Raw genomic sequence first — 17,589 nt, forward strand, 5'->3', positions numbered from 1 at the left:
TGCTCGATTTGAGCATATCACAGGCAAAGACATATTCTCGCTATGAGCATATGTCAATTGCGGGAGAGCGGTAATTTCGTTCCTGCGAGCGCCCGTTCTTCGAGCACGGTGTGGCGGAAGCGGAAGAGCTTGGCCGGCCGGCCGCCGGTTTCGCTTTCGGTTCCGCCGGTTTCCTCGACCAGTTCCTGCTGTTCGATCAGGCGGCGGAAATTCTGCTTGTGCAGCGTCAGTCCGGCCAGGGCCTCGATTGTGCGCTGCAGCCGCAGAAGCGTAAAACTCTCCGGCATCAGTTCGAAGACGACGGGGCGGTACTTGATCTTGGCGCGCAGCCGAGCAATCCCGGTCGCAAGAATGCGGCGATGATCGGCAAACATCGCCCGGCCGAGATTGGCTTCCGCCCCGCATCCGGCTTCGGCCACGAGGCCGGCTTCGTAAAGCAGTTCATAGCGTTGCAGGGCCAGATCCTCATTCCAGCCGCCGCCGTCGAGGCCGAAGGTGAAGTCGGCGCGGCGATGGCGATGGTCCCGCCGGGCCGGATCGGCATCCGCCCAACTTTTCAGGCGTGCCACGATTTCATCCAGCACGGCCGGCCGGCCCTGCCGATGGTCTTCCCAGGGAAAATAGTCGTACCAGCCGTGCCATCCGGGCCGGCCGGCGCCCGCCTGCTCGTTGACGAGGCCGAGATAGCTGATCGAGATCGTCCGCCCGCCAAGAATCTCGTTGTTCCGGTCGCGGTCGGCGAAGGTATAGAGTTGTTCGAGATAACCAACCGGGTGCTCGGTCTGCTCCTGCACCCATTCGCGCAGGCCCGATTGCAGGGTTCGATGGCCCATTTCGAATGGGCCCGACGGCAGCGCGTTGCCGGAGCGGATGGTCATGACGCGCGGCTCATCCCCCGTCACCGCGACGAGCACTGCAATCAGTTCCGCATGCGCAAAGCCGATCGTCACAGGGGGCCGAATACTCCGTTCCGAATGAATCGAACGGATCATTCCTGCCACAGGCGGTGACGGAAAGCCAATGCAACTTTCCCCTCTCCCCGCTGGGAAGAAGGGAGTCGCCGGGCAGGCGTCAGCGCTTGCCCGTCTCGTTAGTCAGCCGGTCGAGGAAAATCTTCAGTTCGGCTTCGTCGATACCGACGCAGTGACGCTTTTCCGGATAGGCGCCGGTCCTGACGTCCTCGGCGAATTCGGTGAAGGCGGCGATGCGCTCGCGCTGCAGCCGATCATGTTCGGCGGCGAAGTTGCGATAGACCTTGGCATGGCGGGGATAATGATCGCGATTGGCGCCGAGCACGTCGTCGGCGAAGAGATATTGGGCGTCGCAGCCGCTGCCCGCGCCCATCGAGATCATCAGCATCGATGTGTTGCTGCTGATGGCGGCGGCAACGTCACCCGGCACGACTTCGATTTCGGCGGCGAAGGCGCCAGCCTCCTCGAGCGCTTTGGTCTGCCGCCAGATCTCGGCCGCACTGGCTGCCGTCTTGCCGACGGCGCGGAAGCCTCCGGTCCAGGTGGCTTTCGAGGGGATCAGCCCGAGATGGCCGCAGACGGGGATGCCCTCGTCGCGCAGGCGACGGATCGTCTGCAGGCTCGCGGCGCAATAGACGGCATCACCGCCGGCCTTCAGGGCCGCAAAGGCGGCGCGCAGGTAGTCTTCGGCCGAGACGTGGTCGCCATATTCGAGACCCGGAATGGCAAAGGGCGTGGGGGCGACCTCGCGGAAGACCGGGCCGAGCAGCGACGGTGGTACCGAAACGATATCGATCCCGGCCTTTTCGGCGGCTTCGGCCTCCTCGAGCGAGGTGACGCGCAGCATGGTCAGCTGGCGCTTGCCCTTTTCCGCAAGCAGATCGGCAACGGTTGCACGCTTATGTTTTTTCATCATCAATTCCTTTGAAAATATCGGGGGCTCAGGCGGCCAGAAGGGATTTCAGCTTGACGTTGCTTGATGTCAGCGCAGCAGGGTCTGGATGAGCGCCAGCCGCGATCAACATTTCCGCAAGTCTGATGTCGCGCGCCACGGCATTGCCCAGGCCGATGCCGCTTGCGGCGATCAAGCGGCCATCAGCGTCGAGGTGGAAGAGAATGAAGGCGTCCGGTCCGAGGTCGCGGCGCAGATGCAGGACCGCCCCTTCGGCGAGGCCTGATATCTGCAGCGTCATGTCGTATTGATCCGACCAGAACCACGGCACGGTTGAAACGGCTTCGTCGCAGCCGAGCATGTTGGCGGCGGCCAACGTGCCCTGCTCCTGGGCATTGCGCCAGGATTCGAGCCTTACCCGCCGGCCGCCATAGATCGGCAGCGGAAAGGAACAGCAGTCGCCGGCGGCAAAAACATCAGGCGCCGAGGTCTGGAGATAGGTGTCGACGGCAATGCCGTTTTCGATTGTAAGCCCCGCCCTTTCGGCGATGTCGACATTCGGCCGCGCGCCAATGCCGACGAGGGCGAGATCGGCTTCTATCACCTCGCCAGTCGACAGTTTGACGACGGCCTTCCCGCTTTCCGCAGTCAATGTCTCAATCGAGACACCGCAGCGGATATCGACACCTTCGGCCCGGTGGCGTTCGGTCAGCAGATGAGCGATCTCGTCCGGCACGCCGCGCTTCAGCACGCGTTCCAGGCCCTCAATGACGGTGACATCGGCGCCAAGCAGGCGCGCCGTCGCGGCAAGTTCCAGCCCGATGAAGCCGCCGCCGATAATGGCGATATGCCGGCCGGGCTTCATGGCCTCGCGCAGAGCGGCCGCATCCTCATGGGTGCGAAGCGAACGGATATGTGGATTGCTTTCGGAGGCGCCCGGGAACGATCGCGCGGCCGCGCCCGTCGCCAGCAGAAGCTTGTCGTAGGAGAGCGCGGCGCCATCCGAAAGCAGGACGGTCCGGGAGGCAGGATCGAAATCCCTGGCTTCAAGACCGATCAGCAGCCGGATGCCGCTTTCGGCGTATTTTTCCGCAGCCGCGATGAATTTCGGATCGCCGGCATCGGCGGCAGCGGCCTTGGAAAGCGGCGGCCGTTCATAAGGGTGAAGGGGTTCGGCGCCAACGAGCGTTATCTCGCCGGCAAAACCCTTTTCCCGCAGAGCGAAAGCGGCGCGAGCACCGCATTCGCCCGCACCGAGGATGACGAAATGAGCCACATCAGCCTCCTCAGACAGCGATGAAGACGGTGTCGCCTTCGATCTTGACCGGATAGGTCTTGAGATTGACGCAGACCGGTGCACCCTTGGCTTCGCCCGTCTTGTAGTTGAAGCGGCCGTTATGTTTCGGGCATTCGATGATTTCATCCATCACAAGCCCGTCGGCGAGATGGATATGTTCATGCGTGCAGAGTCCGTCGGTGGCGAAAAATTCGTCGTCGGGGCTGCGGTAGACCGCGAAGGTGCGCCCACCATGATCGAAGCGGATGACATCCTCTTCGTCGATCTCGTCCTTGCCGCAGACTTCGATCCAGTTTCCGCTCATCTCTAACCTCCCTTGATTGTGATTATTGCGCCGCCGGGGCGAGTTCGTTGTGGAATTCCTCGCGGTAGGGCCGTGCGGTGGCCGGCAGTTCCCGCTTCAGGAAATAATCCTCGTTGCGCAGCTGGCGCAGGAAAGCCGGGATCATCTCGCGGTAGCCCGACCAGATCGACCGGTTTGGCGCCGGCAGATCATGCTTGATCATTGCGTGCAGCCGGGGCAGCGCGTGATAGGGCACCATCGGGAACATGTGATGTTCGACGTGGTAATTCATGTTCCAATAAATGAAACGGCTGATCGGGTTCATATAGACCGTGCGGCTGTTCAACCGGTGATCGATGACGTTGTCGGCAAGGCCGCCATGCTGCAGGAGCCCGGTCAGCACGTGGTGCCAGGCGCCGTAGAGGCGCGGCAGGCCGATCAGCATCAGCGGCAGGATCGAGCCGGTGGCGACCGCGACGGCGATCGTCGCGAGATAGATCGCCAGCCAGATGCGGGCGAAGCGGATCGCCTTCGGCTGCTCCATCTCCGGAATGAAGGTCTTTTCCGCCGCGCTGACGACTCCGAAGGCGTTGCGCAGCATGTCGACCATCGCGTGCCAGACGTCGAGGATGCCGAAGAAATTGAGGATCAACCGGAGCAGGTCCGGCGGCCGCATGACGGCGATCTCCGGATCGCGGCCGACGATGACCGTATCGGTATGATGGCGCGTATGGCTCCAACGCCAGGTCACCGGATTGCGCATGATCATGAAGCAGGCGATCTGGTAGACGGCGTCGTTCATCCAGCGCGTTTTGAAGGCGGTGCCGTGACCGCATTCATGCCAGCGGCTGTCGGAGGCCGAGCCGTAGAGCACGCCGTAAGCGAGGAAGAAGGGCAGCGCGATCCAGGAGCCCCAGAAATAGATGCCGAGACCGGCAAAGACCACCATGCTGCCGAGCCAGATGACCGTGTCACGGATCGCCGGCGCATCGGATCGCTGCATCAGCGCCTTCATCTCCTTACGCGGAATCTCGGTGTGATACCATTCGGCAGCCGCCAGTCCCGTCTCCACCGCGGTGCGGCCGCTTTCGCCGAGCAGGTCGTAGTCACGCTTCTTGGTCTCGCTCGCCATTATCCGCCTCCCTAATGCTGTTGCCGGGAGAATAGGTTGACTTTGGGCGAGGCTCAATGCAGGCTTGATGTAATCTATCAAAAGCCATCAAGAGTGGCTCGCATCCATGAGCGAATCCATCAGGAAACACCATGCGCCGCCCCACCATCTCCGACCTTGCCCGCGCCTCGGGCGTCAGCGTCGCCACCGTCGACCGGGTGCTCAACGGTCGCCACCGCGTGCGCGAGGAAACGGCGCGGCGGGTCTATGACGCAGCCCAGTCGATCGGCTACCATGCCGTCGGCCTCATCCGGCAACGGGTCTTCGAGGATCTGCCGCAATACAGGCTGGCGTTCCTGCTGCAAAAGCCGATGCAGCCCTTCTATCAGGCTTTCGCTCGCGAGATCGAAGTGGCGGCGCGCGCCGTGACCACCGCCCGTGTCCAGACCCAGATCGACTATCCCTCGGCTTCAACACCGGCGGCGATCGTCGAGAAGCTCAAGGCCCTCGGCGCCCGCAATCAGGCCATCGCTCTCGTCGCTCCAGACTATCCTGCGGTGACGGCGGCAATTGAGGAACTGAGGGAAAGAGACATTCCCGTCTTTTCGCTGCTTTCCGACTTCGCCTCAGGGGTGCGCAATGCCTATATCGGCGTCAACAACCGCAAGGTCGGCCGGACCGCCGCGTGGGTGATTGCCAAGACTGCCCGTGTGCCGGGTAAGGTCGCCTGTTTCGTCGGCAGTCACCGTTTTCACGGACATGAGCTGCGTGAGATTGGTTTTCGTTCCTATTTTCGTGAAAACGCGCCGGAATTCGACGTCATCGATACATTGATCAACCTAGATACTCCGGAGATCACCCATGAGGCGACGCTGACGCTGCTACAGAAGCATCCCGATCTCGTCGGCCTTTATGTCTGCGGCGGCGGCATGGAAGGCGCGATCTCGGCGATCCGTGAGGAGAATCTCGGCGGCAGGATCGTTCTCGTGGTCAACGAGCTGACGCCCGACAGCAAAGCCGGGCTTGCCGACGATATCGTCGCCATGGCGATCGGCACCCCCCTGCCCGCACTGTGCAAAGAGCTGATAGGGCTGATGACGAGTGCGATCGAAAACAGCGAAACGGCCGTTCCCGGCCAGTTCTTCCTGCCCTTCGATATCCATATTTCGGAGAATATCTGAGAAATGATGGAAATCTATCATTTCGGCTGAAATTCTTTCAGCAATGAGAGCGGGGGGGCAGCGATGCCCGATGGATTGCCGCAGGAATTCCGATAGAGATTCGCACGCTCATTCACGAGGAACTGCTCCGCTGATGTCGCGGAGACGAGGAGGATATATCCGTCATGACTTCGATCCGCTTTGCGCTCAACCATATGGCCGCGCCGTCGCTCGCAATCGATGATTTCTTCGCGCTGACAAAGTCGCTCGGCATCGATTCGGTCGAGATCCGCAACGACCTTTCCGGCAATGCGATTCTCGACGGCACCAAACCCGAAGCGATCAAGCAGGCTGCCGACCGCCACGGCCTGACGATCATTTCGATCAACGCCCTGCAGCGCTTCAACGAATGGAATGAAGCCCGCGCCAGGGAAGCGCAGGAACTGATCGATTATGCCAGCGCCTGCGGCGCCAAGGCGCTCGTCCTCGTTCCGAAGAACGACGGCACCGGCTGCGCCGATGGCGAACGGCAGGCCAATCTGCGCCAGTCCTTGACGGCTTTGAAGCCGATGTTCGATAAAGCCGGCATTATCGGTCTCGTCGAGCCGCTCGGTTTCGAGATCTGCTCACTGCGCTCGAAGACCGAGGCGGCCGAGGCAATCAAGGAACTCGGCGCGCAATCGACCTTCAAGCTCGTCCACGACACCTTCCACCATCACCTTGCCGGCGAAGCCGCGACCTTCCCCGAACTGGCCGGTCTCGTCCACATTTCCGGCGTCACTGATCCCGCTGTTTCCGTTGCCGATATGCGCGATTCCCACCGCGTGCTCGTCGACGGTGACGACCGGCTGGACAATGCCGGGCAGATCAAGGCGCTGCTGCAGGCGGGTTATAAGGGTCCCTTCTCCTTCGAGCCCTTCGCAGCCGAAGTGCATGCGGTCAAGGACCCGGCCGGCGCGTTGCGCGCCAGCATGGATTATCTCTCCGCAAGGGTTTGAAGCCTAAGCAATGTCGCCTGACGATCGGCCGCCGGCGAGCGGCCGATCGTATCGATCTATTCGCGGCCTCTGAACCGGCGCTGATAGGTGGGGTCGTAGAGCGAGCTCTCGCGAAAATCCTCTGCCGCAAGCGACGGGCCGACGAAAATGATCGCCATGCGTTCGATCGGTTCGGCCGCAACCTTTGCCTCGATATTTGAGAGCGTGCCGCGCAGGACGCGCTCGTCCGGCCAGGAGGCCTTGACGACAATGGCGACCGGGCAGTCGGCGCCGTAAAGCGGCGTCAATTCCTCCACCACCTGCTTCAGCGCATGGATTGCCAGATGGATCGCCAGGGTGGCGCCTGTCGCGCCGAATTTCGCCAGCGTCTCATCGTTCGGCATCGGCGAAGCGCGGCCGGAAACGCGGGTGAGCACCAGGCTCTGGGCGACGGCCGGGATCGTCAGCTCGCGCCCGAGTGCCGAGGCAGCGGCGGCAAAGGCCGGAACACCTGGCGTCATCGTATAGGCAATGCCGTGTTTTTCAAGCCGGCGCACCTGCTCGGCGACCGCGCTCCAGACCGAGAGATCGCCGGAATGCAGCCTTGCGACGTCCTGGCCGGCGGCAGCGGCGCTCAGATATTCCGCCTCGATCTCGTCGAGCGACATGGGTGCGGTGTCGACGATCCGCGCATCGGCCGGGCAATATTGCAGCAGTTCGGGGGAGACGATCGAACCGGCATAAAGACAGACCGGGCACCGGGCGATGAGATCGCGGCCACGCACCGTGATCAGATCCGCAGCCCCCGGGCCCGCGCCGATGAAATGCACCGTCATTCCCTCATCCTTTCTTCCAGCACCACTGCGTCACCGGCATGGCCGGCCGCCAGCCGCTCATGCCGCCGATGGCCCCTGCGCGCGCTATTTCGATGCGCGTCAGCGAGCCGCCGCGTTTTGCGTGTTCTGAGAGCAGCACGGCCTCCATTTCAAGCGTTACGGCATTGGCGACGAGCCGCCCTCCCCGCTTCAGCGCCGCAGTGGCGGCATCGATGACGCCGGGCTCGCTGCCGCCGCCGCCGATGAAGATCGCGTCCGGTTCCGGGAAGCCCGCCAATGCGCCGGGTGCTGCGCCTTCGACGACGGCGAGATGCGGCACGCCGAAAGCGGATGCATTGCGGGCGATCCGCGCCGCCCGCTCCGGCGATTGCTCGACGGCGATCGTCTTCAGCGACGGATCGGCGAGCATCCATTCGATGCCGATCGAGCCGGAACCGGCGCCGATGTCCCAGAGCAGTTGCCCGTGACGCGGCGCAAGCGCCGACACCGTCATCGCCCGGATTTCGCGTTTGGTGATCTGCCCGTCATGTTCGAACAGCCCGTCCTCATGGCCTGCGGCGAAAGGCAGAATGCGCGCCCCCTCCCCTGCCGCGATTTGCAGGGCGCAGACGTTGAGGGAATCGATATCTGTGAGATCGAAATCGGCCGCGATCGCGTTTCTGCGCCGTTCCCGCGCGCCGCCGAGCGCCTCGAGAACGGTAAGCTGCGACTGACCGAAGCCATCGGTGGCCAGCAGGTTTGCCAGCGCGCGAGGCCCATTCTCGTCCGACGTCAGCGCAATGATGCGCCGCCCTGGGTGCAGATGCGGCCGGATCAGGTCGATCGGTCTGCCATGCAGCGAAATCGCCGCCACCTCCTGCAGCGGCCAGCCGAGGCGCGAGGCGGCAAGGCTGAAGGCCGAAGGCGCCGGGATGGTGCGCATCTCTTCTGCTGCCACATGGCGGGAGAGCGTTGCGCCGACGCCGTAGAGAAACGGATCGCCGGAGGCGAGCACGACAACCGGCGTGCCGCGCCTGGCAAGGACGGCTTCGATCGAGCGCTCGAACGGGCTCTGCCAGGAAAAGCTCTCACCTGATATCAGCGGCGCCGCCAGCGCATGATGCCGTGCGCCGCCGAAGACGGCCGGTGCGCCGGCGATCAGCCTCCTCGCCTCCTCGCCCAGCCCTTCTGGACCATCTTCACCGATGCCGATAATAGTCAGCCAGGGCGGATTGCCGGCAGGAGAGACATCAGCCATGGGACGACCTCGCATCCTGATCCTCGGCGGCACCAACGAGGCGCGTCTGCTGGCCGAAGCGCTCGCGGTGCGTGACGATTGCGACGTTCTTCTGTCGCTGGCCGGTCGTACCGAAAAACCGGCCGCGCAGCCGGTTCCGGTTCGAATCGGTGGTTTCGGCGGGGCTGCGGCGCTCGCCGATTTCCTGAAGGCCGGCGGATATGATCTGCTGATCGACGCCACGCATCCCTTCGCCGAGCGCATTTCCACCAATGCCGCCCATGCTGCCGAGGCCATCGGCATAACCGCAATCGCTCTGCGCCGTCCCGAATGGCAGCGCCTGCCGGGCGATCATTGGCGGGACCTGCGAAGCATTCCGGCGGCGATCGGAGCGCTTGGCCCCTCCCCTCGCCGCGTCTTCGTGGCAACCGGCCGGCAGGGTGCGCATTATGCGGAAGCGGCAGCGCAGCATCACTATCTCATCCGCAGCGTCGACCCCGTCGAGCCGCCGCTGACGCTTGCGAATGTCGATTATATCCTCGATCGCGGTCCGTTCACGCTGGAAGGCGAATTGGCTCTGCTGAGGCAACACCATATCGATGTCATCATTGCCAAGAACAGCGGCGGCGCCGCCACCTATGCGAAGATCGAGGCAGCCCGCCTGCTCGGCATCGAGGTGTTGATGGTCGCGCGGGCTGAGGCGTCCGCGGTCAAGACGGTCGAAACTGTCGCGGCGGCGCTGGCGGCGATCGATCACCTCTTTCCCTCCGCCATGAAACGCGGGGTATAGACGAGATCCGGCCTGCCGGGCCGCGTAATGATCCGCGTTTCGGCCGAGCCGATGATGATGCAGGTCGCCATATCGGCAATCGAGGCATCAGCCTGAGAAAGCGGCTGCACGGCGATACGTTCGTCCGGCCGCCCGGCCGCACGCCCGAAAATAACTGGTGTCGTTGCAGGCAGATGCGCCCGCAGCAGCTTGAAGGCCTCGCCGAGTTGCCAGGGCCGGGCCCGGCTGATCGGATTATAAAGGGCGATGACGAACCCGGCCTTGGCCGCCAATTCAAGACGGTTTTCTATTATATTCCAGGGCTTTAGATTGTCGGAGAGCGATATGGCGCAAAAGTCGTGACCAAGCGGCGCCCCCGCCCTTGCCGCCACTGCCAGCATGGCGGTGACGCCGGGCAGGATGGTGAGATCGACGGCGCGCCAGGCGGCCGGTCCGTTCTCGATCGCCTCGCACACGGCCGCCGCCATGGCGAAGACACCGGGATCGCCGCCGGAGACGACGCAGACTTTGGCGCCATCCGCCGCCATCGACAGTGCCGCCCCTGCCCTGTCGAGCTCTTCGCGATTGTCCGAGACATGCCGCAGCTGATCATGTCGCAGTTGCAGCCTGTCGAGATAGGGTCCATACCCGAAGAAATCGGTCGCAGCTTCGACAGCAGCCAACGCCTCCGGCGTCATCTGCTCGGGATTACCAGGACCGGTGCCGATCACGAAAAGCGCGCCGCTCATCGGCTGCCCTCCCAGCCGGGAACCAGCACCAGCGAAAAATACGGCGCCTCGCCGTCAGCTCTGTCGGCAAGCTTTACCATGGCCGCATTCGCCATGGTGCCGCGTTCGACATAGACGGCTTCCGCAAGCCGGCCGGCAGCTTTGAGCGCCCGGCGGATCTTCGGCAGATTGCGGCCGACCTTCATGATGACGGCCGCTTGCGTATCGGCCAGGCGGCGCGTCAGCTCCGTCTCCGCCATCGTACCTGGCAGTACGGACAGCACGTCGTCCCCCTGCACGATCGGCATGCCGGCTAACGACCAGCAGCCCGACATGGCGCTGATGCCGGGGATCACTTCCGTCGGGTAGCGCTGGGAAAGTCTGACATGCAGGTGCATATAGGATCCATAGAACAGCGGATCGCCTTCGCTGAGCACCGCGACGGTCCGCCCGGCATCGAGATGGTCGGCGATTGCCGCGGCAGAGCGATCATAGAACCGGGTGATCAGGCTCTGGTAGCGTTCGTCGTTCTTGTCGATCTCGGTCGTCACGGGATAATAGAGCGGCAGCAGCGTCACGCCGGGTTTCAGCAGCGGCTCGACGATCGCCTTGCCGTTGCCGCCCCTGCCCTCTTTGGCGAAATAGGCAATGACTTCGGCGCCTTCGATGGCGCGGACGGCTTTGAGGGTCAGAAGCTCGGGATCGCCGGGACCCGTGCCGACGCCGATCAGACGGCCATGTTCCGTCATAGCCCCGGCCTCGCCAGCGCATTGAGCGCTGCAGCCGTCATGGCGCTGCCCCCAAGCCGGCTGCGCACGATGGCGAAGGGAACGCCGTAGGAATTCTCTGCCAGCGCGTCCTTCGATTCCGCCGCGCCGACGAAGCCAACGGGCATGCCGAGGATCGCAGCGGGTTTCGGAGCGCCGTCGCGCAGGAGCTCGAGCAGGTGGAACAGCGCCGTCGGCGCGTTGCCGATCGCGACGACACTTCCGCCGAGCCGGTCGAGCCACAGATGCATGGCGGCGGCCGAGCGCGTATTGCCGATCTCGCGCGCCAGCTCTGGCGTCGCCGGATCGCGCAGCGTGCAGATCACCTCGTTCAGCGCCGGCAGCCGCGCCCGGGTGACACCATGGGAGACCATTTCCGCGTCGCAGAAGATCGGCGCCCCGGCCTTCAGCGCCTCGCGTGCGGCACCGACGAAATCGGTCGAAAAGACGAAATGCTCCGCCGCTTCGACCAGCCCGCAGGCATGGATCATGCGGACGGCGATCTCGGCTTGATCTTCGGTGAAACGCGAAAGATCGGCCTCGGCGCGGATGATCGCAAAGGAACGCTCGTAGATCGCGTCGCCGCTGCGGATATAATCGTAGTCTGGCATTCCTATCCCTGTCGCAGCGCCTTCGCAACGCCGGTTGCGCCAAGCCGTTTAAGGCAGGCGGCGGTCGATTCGCCAGCGCCTCTGTTGTCTTCGATGGAGCGGGCGAGCCTCTCTATAGCGAAATCGATCCGTCCGCCAGCGATCCGTTCATCCGGCCGGTCCATTGCCAACCCGTTGAGGATGAGATCGTAACCTTCAGACGTGCCGGTCAGCGTCAGTGCCGGACGCGGATGCGCGCAGCCCTTGGCGCAGCCGGAGAGATGCAGCATCAGCGAGCCGTCGAAAAGGTCGGGTGCCGCGGCCAGAATTCGGCGCGCCAGCGTTCCGGTCTCGAAGAAGGCGGAGCCGCAGGCGCCGGCGCCGGCGCATGCGGCGATATATTCGCATTTCTCGCCGGATTGCACACTGAAGCCATGTTTGCTCGCAGTGATCTGCAGGGCCGGCGCGGCACCCGCCGGAAAGTCGGTGAAGAAGAAGCCGCGGCCGGGCGCGAGTCGAATGGCTGTCGCGCCGTGGGCTTTTGCCTCGTCGAACAGGGTGGTCAGATCGGATGCCCTCATCTGACCGAATTCCGGCCGCACACCAAGCACATGTTTTCCGTTCTTCAGCCGGTGCAAGCCGGAAAGCGGCATCTTTGCTCGATGTGACGGACGAAATCGGATGGCATCCATAGCGGGAAACCGCGCCCGCAGAAGGGCCGGATCGATATCCCTCGCCCGTCGGCTCTGCCTGACCGCCAGCAGCTCGAGAATCTCGCCAACGGCTGATATCGCCGCTTCTGCTGCACCCTTGGCAACCGGCGTTGCCGTCTCGCCGTCGCCATTGATCGCAACGAGCCATTGTGCGCCGGGTCGCGCGACGATACGAATATCGGCCGGAAGCGCCGATAAACCGAACGCGCCGCCGCCGTCGATGATGAGCGAGAGTTTCGGTGCTAGCCGCGGCGAGGCGAGCCGCTCTCCGAGCGTGCTGCGCAACGCTTGTTCCAGCGCTGCCGGATCGCTTATCTCCTCGGGATCGATGCCGTGCAGCGGCGATATTTCGATGGCCGGCCCGTCCGGCACGGCGATCCCGGCGGCATCGATATCGGCGGCGAGGCGCCTAACGGTCTCGACCCGCAGCCCGCGGATCTGCAGGTTGCCGCGCGCGGTGATTTCCACGATGCCGTTTCCATGCTCCGCAGCCGAGCGGGCAAGCGCTGAGAATTGCGATAGCATCAAGGCGCCGCCGGCCGGACGCAGCCGCACGAGCAAACCATCGCCGGTCGGCATGGGTGCGGCAAGGGCTGGGCAGGCGCCGCGCGGGCGTGGCTTCGCCGGCGGCCGATCATTGAGATCCGCCTCGCCTGTCCTGTCGATTGCCTTGGCGGCCTTTGTGCCCATTCTCAACCCTCTGATCATCTCTTACATGATCGCGGCCGGCGCGGCAAAACACGATGGCGATGGCTATTCCTCGAAGTCGCGTCCCTTGCGCAGCAGATATATGTCCATGATCCAGCCGTGCCGCTGCCTCGCCTCCCTTCGGAGTGTCTGGATGTCGGCAGCGATGTCTGCGAGCCGTCCCGATCGGATGATCTCGTCTCCAGTGCCGAGATAGGCGCCCCAGAAGATCTCGGCGTCGGCATCGTCGATCTTCGCAAAAGCCTGTTCGCCATCGAGCATGACGACCGTACTGCCGCCGCAAAGTCCATCCCGCGCCAGCCGCCGCCCGGTGGTGATCTCGACCGGTTGGCCGACGAGGTTGAGCGGGATTTTGTGGCTGGCCGCCAAAGCCTGGATGCTGGTGATGCCGGGAACGACGCTGTAATCGAAATCAATGCTGTTTGCTTGACGCACGCGTTCGATGATGCGGATCGTGCTGTCGTAAAGACTGGGATCACCCCAGACGAGAAAGGCGCCGATGCCGCCGTCCGGCAGGCCCGAGATCAATTCTCCATAGATATTCGCGATCTCGCCGTGCCAGGCATCGACGCTTTGGGAGTAGCTTCTGTGTGCGGTCTGCCTTTCCGGCACCGCGAATTCTGCGATCCGGACGCCTGGACGAGTGACATAACGCTCACAGATCTCCCGCCTGATCTCGGCGAGCTCTTCCTTGCCGGCGCCCTTGAGCGGCAGGAAGATCACCTCGGCGGAGTTCATCGCCTTGATCGCCTGTATGGTGACGTGCTCCGGATTGCCCGTGCCGATTCCGATGATATTGATATGCTTCAAGCGGATATTTCCCCGTGAGTCCAAGCGGTCTTGCCCAAAAACCCGGCCGCCCGCAAGGGCAGGGCAGGGAGTTGGCCGCGGCCAACTCGGCCAGCCGCGGTGGCTTGACCCCTATTGTTGCCGTAAATCCCGAATCGTGTCACTTTCGATACGCTTTTTGACGCTATGTTGACAGAAAAGCGCATCGAAAAGGATTGGGTGTTTTGGACAACATTAGCGTATCGACGACAGACGTGCGGATCGAGCGGCATGCGAACCAGCTTTCGCGGCAACTGAAGCTTCTCCGCGACAAGCTGTTTCCGCCGCTTGCGCAGAAGACGCTGCGCACATTCTCTTCCGGCGAAGCCGCCCAGATGATCGGCGTTTCCGACGGTTATCTTCGCCAGCTTTCGCTTGACGGCAAGGGGCCGCAGCCGGAGCTTTCCTCAAATGGTCGACGTTCCTATACGCTCGGGCAGATCAATGAATTGCGCCATTACATGGCGAACCTGAAGCCGAAGGACGCGCTGAGTTACCTCCCGTGGCGTCGCCCCGGCGAAAAGCTGCAGACGGTCGCCGTCACCAATTTCAAGGGCGGTTCGGCCAAGACGACGACCACGCTTTATCTGGCGCAACATCTGGCACTGGAGGGTTACCGGGTGCTGGCGATCGATCTCGACCCGCAGGCTTCGCTCTCCTCCATGCTGGGCGTTCAGCCGGAATTCGATCTTTCCGACGGCGATACGCTGTATGGAGCCATCCGCTACGATGCGGCTCGTAAGCCGCTGAAGGAGATCGTCCGCAAGACCTATTTCGACGGACTCGATCTGGTGCCCGGCAATCTCGAACTGATGGAGTTCGAGCATGAGACGCCGCGGGCGCTCAATGATCGCCAGAAGCCGGCCGAGCTGTTTTTCCGCCGCGTCGGCGTCGCTATCGCCGAGGTCGAGGCCGATTACGATGTGGTGGTGATCGACTGCCCGCCGCAGCTCGGCTACCTCACCCTCGGTGCCGTTTGCGCCGCCACATCGCTGCTCATCACCATCCACCCGCAGATGGTTGATGTCGCCTCCATGTCGCAGTTCCTGCTGATGACCTCGGATCTTCTCTCTGTGGTTCGCAGGGCCGGCGGCGACCTGCAGCACGACTTCATCAAATATGTCGTCACCCGTCACGAACCCTTCGATGCACCGCAGTCACAGATCGTTGCGCTGTTGCGCAGCCTGTTCGGCGACGACGTGCTGACGGCAACCATTCTCAAATCGACGGCAATCGCCGATGCCGGGCTGACAAAGCAGACGCTTTACGAAATCGAGAAGGGGCAGGTGCGCCGCTCGACGTATGATCGGGCGCTGGAATCGGTCAACGCTGCCAATGGCGAGGTTCTTGCCGGCATTCACAAAGCCTGGGGCCGCACATGAGCAGACGTGATCGCCTGAAAGGTCTTTTCGACGATACGGCGCAGGAGTTGGCCGCGGCCAACTACGAGGAGCCTTCTTTGCGTGGATCGGCCGGTCCGGTTCGGACAATGGCGCTGACCCTTGGCCGCATGGAGGAAGAGAGCAGGGCGATGCAGGAGGCTTTGCTCTCCGGCGAGCGCATCGTCGAACTCGATCCCGAGCTGATCGATTCTTCCTTCGTCCGCGATCGCCTTGCCGACCAGCCGCTCGATCGCGAGGACGAGCTAGTGCAGTCGATTGCCGACAATGGCCAGGAAGTGCCGATCCTTGTTCGGCGCCATCCCGAAGATGGCGAGCGGTACCAGATCGCTTACGGCCATCGCCGGCTGCAGGCCGTCAAGCTGCTCGGGCGCAGGGTGCAGGCGATCGTCCGCCAGCTCGACGACACCGATGTCGTCATTGCGCAGGGCATCGAGAATTCGGCGCGCCGGAACCTTTCCTATATCGAACGCGCCGTCTTCGCTCTCAATCTCGAGCTCAAGGGCTTTGAACGTCCCGTCATTATGAAGGCGCTGTCCACTGATAAGACGGAGCTGTCGAAGCTGTTGTCGGTCGCCAAGGCCATTCCGGCCGAGATCGTCAGGTCGGTGGGGGCCGCACCCGGTATCGGACGACGCAAGTGGATGGCGCTTGCGCAGGACTGGAATGGGACCACGGCGGCGCGGCTTGCGAAGCTGATTGCCTCGGATGGGTTCAGGGCGGAGGAGAGCGACCGCCGGTTCGAACTTCTGGTCGCCGAACTCGCCAGGAAAGAGGCCAAGCCCGAGCCCACCGAATATGACTGGAAGCCTAAGAGCGGCGGCGAGATTGCCGGCCGAATCAAAAGCGCCGGCAATTCCTTCACGATCGCGTTGAAAACAGGCGAAGCGCCGGATTTCGGCGCTTACATTTCACGCCGTCTCGATGAGCTTTACGAAGCTTATCAGGCCGGCAAGTTGCAAGCAGGAGAGTAGGCCGCAAAAGAAAAAAGCCTCCGAACGTTGCCGTCGCGGAAGCCTTTCTCATATCTGGACAATCTGAGAATCGCACTTCCTCGAATCAGTGTCAAGCTTCTTCGGCATCCTTTTGGATGGTAGATTTCTTTTGCCTTGAAAAAAGGTAAGGGACATGGAGCCTCAATATGTATCGACGCCCTTCGGGCGGCGATCGATGACGCTTGGCATGCTGGAAAGCCAGGAAAGCGCCAGCAGGATCGATGCGGACGCATCGGTCGACAAATGGAAGATCTTTCGTGCGCTCTGTGAAGCAAAGAGCCTGATCGGCGTGTCCGACCGTGCGCTTGCCGTTCTCAACGCGCTGTTGACCTTCTATCCGAAGAACGAGATTGCCGAGACCAACGGTTTCGTCGTCTTTCCTTCGAACGAGCAGCTGTCGCTGCGCACTCATGGCATGGCCGGCACCACGCTGCGGCGAAACCTGGCGATGCTGGTGGAGGCCGGCCTGATCATCCGGCGGGATAGTCCGAACGGAAAACGTTTTGCCCGCCGCAACGGCGAGGGCCGGGTTGGGGAAGCCTTCGGCTTCAGCCTGGCACCGCTCCTCGTGCGCGCTCGCGAGATCGAAGCCCAGGCAGCGCAGGTGCTGGCCGACAAGCTTGAATGGAAGCGCCTGAGAGAGCGGCTGAGCCTTTGCCGGCGTGACATCACCAAGCTCATCGAGATCGCGCTGGAAGAGGAAATCGCCGGCGAGTGGATCGAGATGCAGCAACATTTCAATTGCCTATCGGCAAGCCTGCCGCGCCGCCCGTCGACCGCGGAGATCCAGAGCCTGCTGACTGATCTCGAAGAGTTCCGCGAAGTGATCGTCAAGACGCTGGAATCGAAGGCAAAAGCAAAAAAAACAGACGCCAATGACCGCCAAAACGGTTGGCACATACATAATTCAAACCCACACCCCATATCTGAACTTGAACCAAGCTTCGACACGAAGCAGGGCGCGAAGCCGGAGGAAGAACCGCGGCCGTGGCGGGAGCCGCCGAAATCCTTCCCCCTTGCCGTGGTGCTGCAGGCCTGCCCCGAGATTGCTGCCTATGGGCCGGGCGGCGGAATCGGTAGCTGGCGGGATTTGATGGCCGCCGCCGTCGTCGTCCGTTCCACCCTTGGCGTCAGCCCCAGCGCCTATCAGCAAGCTTGCGACGTCATGGGGCCGGAGAATGCTGCCACCGTGATCGCCTGCATTCTGGAACGCGGCGGCCATATCAATTCGGCCGGCGGCTATCTGCGTGATCTGACCCGGCGGGCGGAGCGCGGTGAGTTCTCGCTCGGTCCGATGCTGATGGCGTTGATGCGGGCCAATGGTCCGATGACGAGAAAAACGGGATGA

Annotated in this window: 18 protein-coding genes; 6 read left to right on the forward strand and 12 right to left on the reverse strand. The window is 62.9% G+C overall.

Annotated elements, in window-relative coordinates; genetic code table 11:
- Positions 1–53: 53 nt before the first annotated feature.
- The 5 genes from Tal182_RS28945 to Tal182_RS28965 form a co-directional block, all read right to left on the reverse strand.
- A complete protein-coding gene (locus tag Tal182_RS28945) occupies positions 54–950 on the reverse strand; it encodes a hypothetical protein (protein ID WP_064812339.1) in 897 nt (298 codons plus the stop codon).
- Between the two features lie 121 nt (positions 951–1,071).
- Positions 1,072–1,887, reverse strand: coding sequence for a 3-methyl-2-oxobutanoate hydroxymethyltransferase (locus Tal182_RS28950; RefSeq protein ID WP_170965827.1), 816 nt, complete (start codon positions 1,885–1,887; stop codon positions 1,072–1,074).
- A 25-nt stretch (positions 1,888–1,912) separates the two neighbouring features.
- Positions 1,913–3,139, reverse strand: coding sequence for an FAD-dependent oxidoreductase (locus Tal182_RS28955; protein ID WP_085861731.1), 1,227 nt, complete (start codon positions 3,137–3,139; stop codon positions 1,913–1,915).
- Between the two features lie 10 nt (positions 3,140–3,149).
- Complete coding sequence (locus tag Tal182_RS28960; RefSeq protein ID WP_011428298.1) at positions 3,150–3,464, reverse strand: MocE family 2Fe-2S type ferredoxin; 315 nt, start codon at positions 3,462–3,464, stop codon at positions 3,150–3,152.
- Between the two features lie 22 nt (positions 3,465–3,486).
- The gene (locus Tal182_RS28965) at positions 3,487–4,575 is read right to left on the reverse strand and encodes a fatty acid desaturase family protein (RefSeq protein WP_037144855.1); all 1,089 of its coding nucleotides are present in this window, start codon (positions 4,573–4,575) and stop codon (positions 3,487–3,489) included.
- Positions 4,576–4,706: 131 nt separating this feature from the next.
- Between Tal182_RS28965 and Tal182_RS28970 the strand changes: the two genes are divergently transcribed.
- Together Tal182_RS28970 and Tal182_RS28975 are read left to right on the forward strand one after the other, a co-directional pair.
- Positions 4,707–5,735, forward strand: coding sequence for a LacI family DNA-binding transcriptional regulator (locus Tal182_RS28970; protein ID WP_010007774.1), 1,029 nt, complete (start codon positions 4,707–4,709; stop codon positions 5,733–5,735).
- A gap of 164 nt (positions 5,736–5,899) precedes the next feature.
- On the forward strand, positions 5,900–6,712 hold the full coding sequence (locus tag Tal182_RS28975) for a TIM barrel protein (RefSeq protein ID WP_085861732.1): 813 nt from the start codon (positions 5,900–5,902) through the stop codon (positions 6,710–6,712).
- A gap of 56 nt (positions 6,713–6,768) precedes the next feature.
- On the opposite strand, the gene cobM is transcribed toward Tal182_RS28975, so the two are convergent.
- Positions 6,769–7,527, reverse strand: coding sequence for a precorrin-4 C(11)-methyltransferase (gene cobM, locus Tal182_RS28980; protein WP_010012911.1), 759 nt, complete (start codon positions 7,525–7,527; stop codon positions 6,769–6,771).
- Between the two features lie 4 nt (positions 7,528–7,531).
- Entirely contained in the window at positions 7,532–8,764 is a 1,233-nt protein-coding gene (gene cbiE / locus Tal182_RS28985; protein WP_085861733.1) for a precorrin-6y C5,15-methyltransferase (decarboxylating) subunit CbiE, read from the reverse strand.
- Here cbiE and Tal182_RS28990 point away from each other — a divergent pair.
- The gene (locus Tal182_RS28990) at positions 8,763–9,533 is read left to right on the forward strand and encodes a cobalt-precorrin-6A reductase (RefSeq protein ID WP_085861734.1); all 771 of its coding nucleotides are present in this window, start codon (positions 8,763–8,765) and stop codon (positions 9,531–9,533) included. The two genes, cbiE and Tal182_RS28990, sit on opposite strands and share 2 nt — an antisense overlap.
- Here the strand turns inward: Tal182_RS28990 and Tal182_RS28995 are convergent.
- The 5 genes from Tal182_RS28995 to cobF all read right to left on the reverse strand — a co-directional run bounded on the left by Tal182_RS28995 (position 9,497) and on the right by cobF (position 13,828).
- Positions 9,497–10,261, reverse strand: a complete 765-nt coding sequence (locus Tal182_RS28995) for a precorrin-3B C(17)-methyltransferase (protein WP_064812302.1) — start codon at positions 10,259–10,261, stop codon at positions 9,497–9,499. The two genes, Tal182_RS28990 and Tal182_RS28995, sit on opposite strands and share 37 nt — an antisense overlap.
- Entirely contained in the window at positions 10,258–10,989 is a 732-nt protein-coding gene (locus Tal182_RS29000) for a precorrin-2 C(20)-methyltransferase (RefSeq protein ID WP_064808795.1), read from the reverse strand. Before Tal182_RS29000 ends, Tal182_RS28995 begins: the two co-directional genes overlap by 4 nt.
- Positions 10,986–11,618, reverse strand: coding sequence for a precorrin-8X methylmutase (locus Tal182_RS29005; RefSeq protein WP_064808796.1), 633 nt, complete (start codon positions 11,616–11,618; stop codon positions 10,986–10,988). Before Tal182_RS29005 ends, Tal182_RS29000 begins: the two co-directional genes overlap by 4 nt.
- Positions 11,619–11,620: 2 nt before the next feature.
- Positions 11,621–13,000, reverse strand: coding sequence for a precorrin-3B synthase (gene cobG / locus Tal182_RS29010; protein WP_085861735.1), 1,380 nt, complete (start codon positions 12,998–13,000; stop codon positions 11,621–11,623).
- 63 nt (positions 13,001–13,063) lie between these two features.
- Positions 13,064–13,828 (reverse strand): precorrin-6A synthase (deacetylating), encoded by a 765-nt coding sequence (cobF, locus tag Tal182_RS29015; RefSeq protein ID WP_085861736.1) that lies wholly within the window; start codon positions 13,826–13,828, stop codon positions 13,064–13,066.
- A gap of 203 nt (positions 13,829–14,031) precedes the next feature.
- Here cobF and repA point away from each other — a divergent pair, with 203 nt between their 5' ends.
- The 3 genes from repA to repC all read left to right on the forward strand — a co-directional run bounded on the left by repA (position 14,032) and on the right by repC (position 17,589).
- A complete protein-coding gene (repA, locus tag Tal182_RS29020) occupies positions 14,032–15,228 on the forward strand; it encodes a plasmid partitioning protein RepA (protein WP_064808802.1) in 1,197 nt (398 codons plus the stop codon).
- The gene (gene repB, locus Tal182_RS29025) at positions 15,225–16,220 is read left to right on the forward strand and encodes a plasmid partitioning protein RepB (RefSeq protein ID WP_085861737.1); all 996 of its coding nucleotides are present in this window, start codon (positions 15,225–15,227) and stop codon (positions 16,218–16,220) included. Before repA ends, repB begins: the two co-directional genes overlap by 4 nt.
- A gap of 154 nt (positions 16,221–16,374) precedes the next feature.
- Positions 16,375–17,589: a plasmid replication protein RepC gene (repC, locus tag Tal182_RS29030; RefSeq protein ID WP_085861738.1), complete on the forward strand. Its 1,215-nt coding sequence runs from the start codon at positions 16,375–16,377 to the stop codon at positions 17,587–17,589.

Source organism: Rhizobium sp. TAL182, from assembly GCF_002117725.1.
Classification (GTDB): domain Bacteria; phylum Pseudomonadota; class Alphaproteobacteria; order Rhizobiales; family Rhizobiaceae; genus Rhizobium; species Rhizobium esperanzae.

What these genes read in the sequence shown, in the direction of transcription:
- cobG (WP_085861735.1), bottom strand. Translation starts at nt 13,000, where the DNA reads ATGGGCACAAAGGCCGCCAAGGCAATCGACAGGACAGGCGAGGCGGAT.
- Tal182_RS28995 (WP_064812302.1), bottom strand. Translation starts at nt 10,261, where the DNA reads ATGAGCGGCGCGCTTTTCGTGATCGGCACCGGTCCTGGTAATCCCGAG.
- repB (WP_085861737.1), top strand. Translation starts at nt 15,225, where the DNA reads ATGAGCAGACGTGATCGCCTGAAAGGTCTTTTCGACGATACGGCGCAG.
- Tal182_RS29005 (WP_064808796.1), bottom strand. Translation starts at nt 11,618, where the DNA reads ATGCCAGACTACGATTATATCCGCAGCGGCGACGCGATCTACGAGCGT.
- cbiE (WP_085861733.1), bottom strand. Translation starts at nt 8,764, where the DNA reads ATGGCTGATGTCTCTCCTGCCGGCAATCCGCCCTGGCTGACTATTATC.
- Tal182_RS29000 (WP_064808795.1), bottom strand. Translation starts at nt 10,989, where the DNA reads ATGACGGAACATGGCCGTCTGATCGGCGTCGGCACGGGTCCCGGCGAT.
- Tal182_RS28960 (WP_011428298.1), bottom strand. Translation starts at nt 3,464, where the DNA reads ATGAGCGGAAACTGGATCGAAGTCTGCGGCAAGGACGAGATCGACGAA.
- Tal182_RS28975 (WP_085861732.1), top strand. Translation starts at nt 5,900, where the DNA reads ATGACTTCGATCCGCTTTGCGCTCAACCATATGGCCGCGCCGTCGCTC.
- Tal182_RS28990 (WP_085861734.1), top strand. Translation starts at nt 8,763, where the DNA reads ATGGGACGACCTCGCATCCTGATCCTCGGCGGCACCAACGAGGCGCGT.
- Tal182_RS28970 (WP_010007774.1), top strand. Translation starts at nt 4,707, where the DNA reads ATGCGCCGCCCCACCATCTCCGACCTTGCCCGCGCCTCGGGCGTCAGC.
- Tal182_RS28950 (WP_170965827.1), bottom strand. Translation starts at nt 1,887, where the DNA reads ATGATGAAAAAACATAAGCGTGCAACCGTTGCCGATCTGCTTGCGGAA.
- cobM (WP_010012911.1), bottom strand. Translation starts at nt 7,527, where the DNA reads ATGACGGTGCATTTCATCGGCGCGGGCCCGGGGGCTGCGGATCTGATC.
- Tal182_RS28965 (WP_037144855.1), bottom strand. Translation starts at nt 4,575, where the DNA reads ATGGCGAGCGAGACCAAGAAGCGTGACTACGACCTGCTCGGCGAAAGC.
- repC (WP_085861738.1), top strand. Translation starts at nt 16,375, where the DNA reads ATGGAGCCTCAATATGTATCGACGCCCTTCGGGCGGCGATCGATGACG.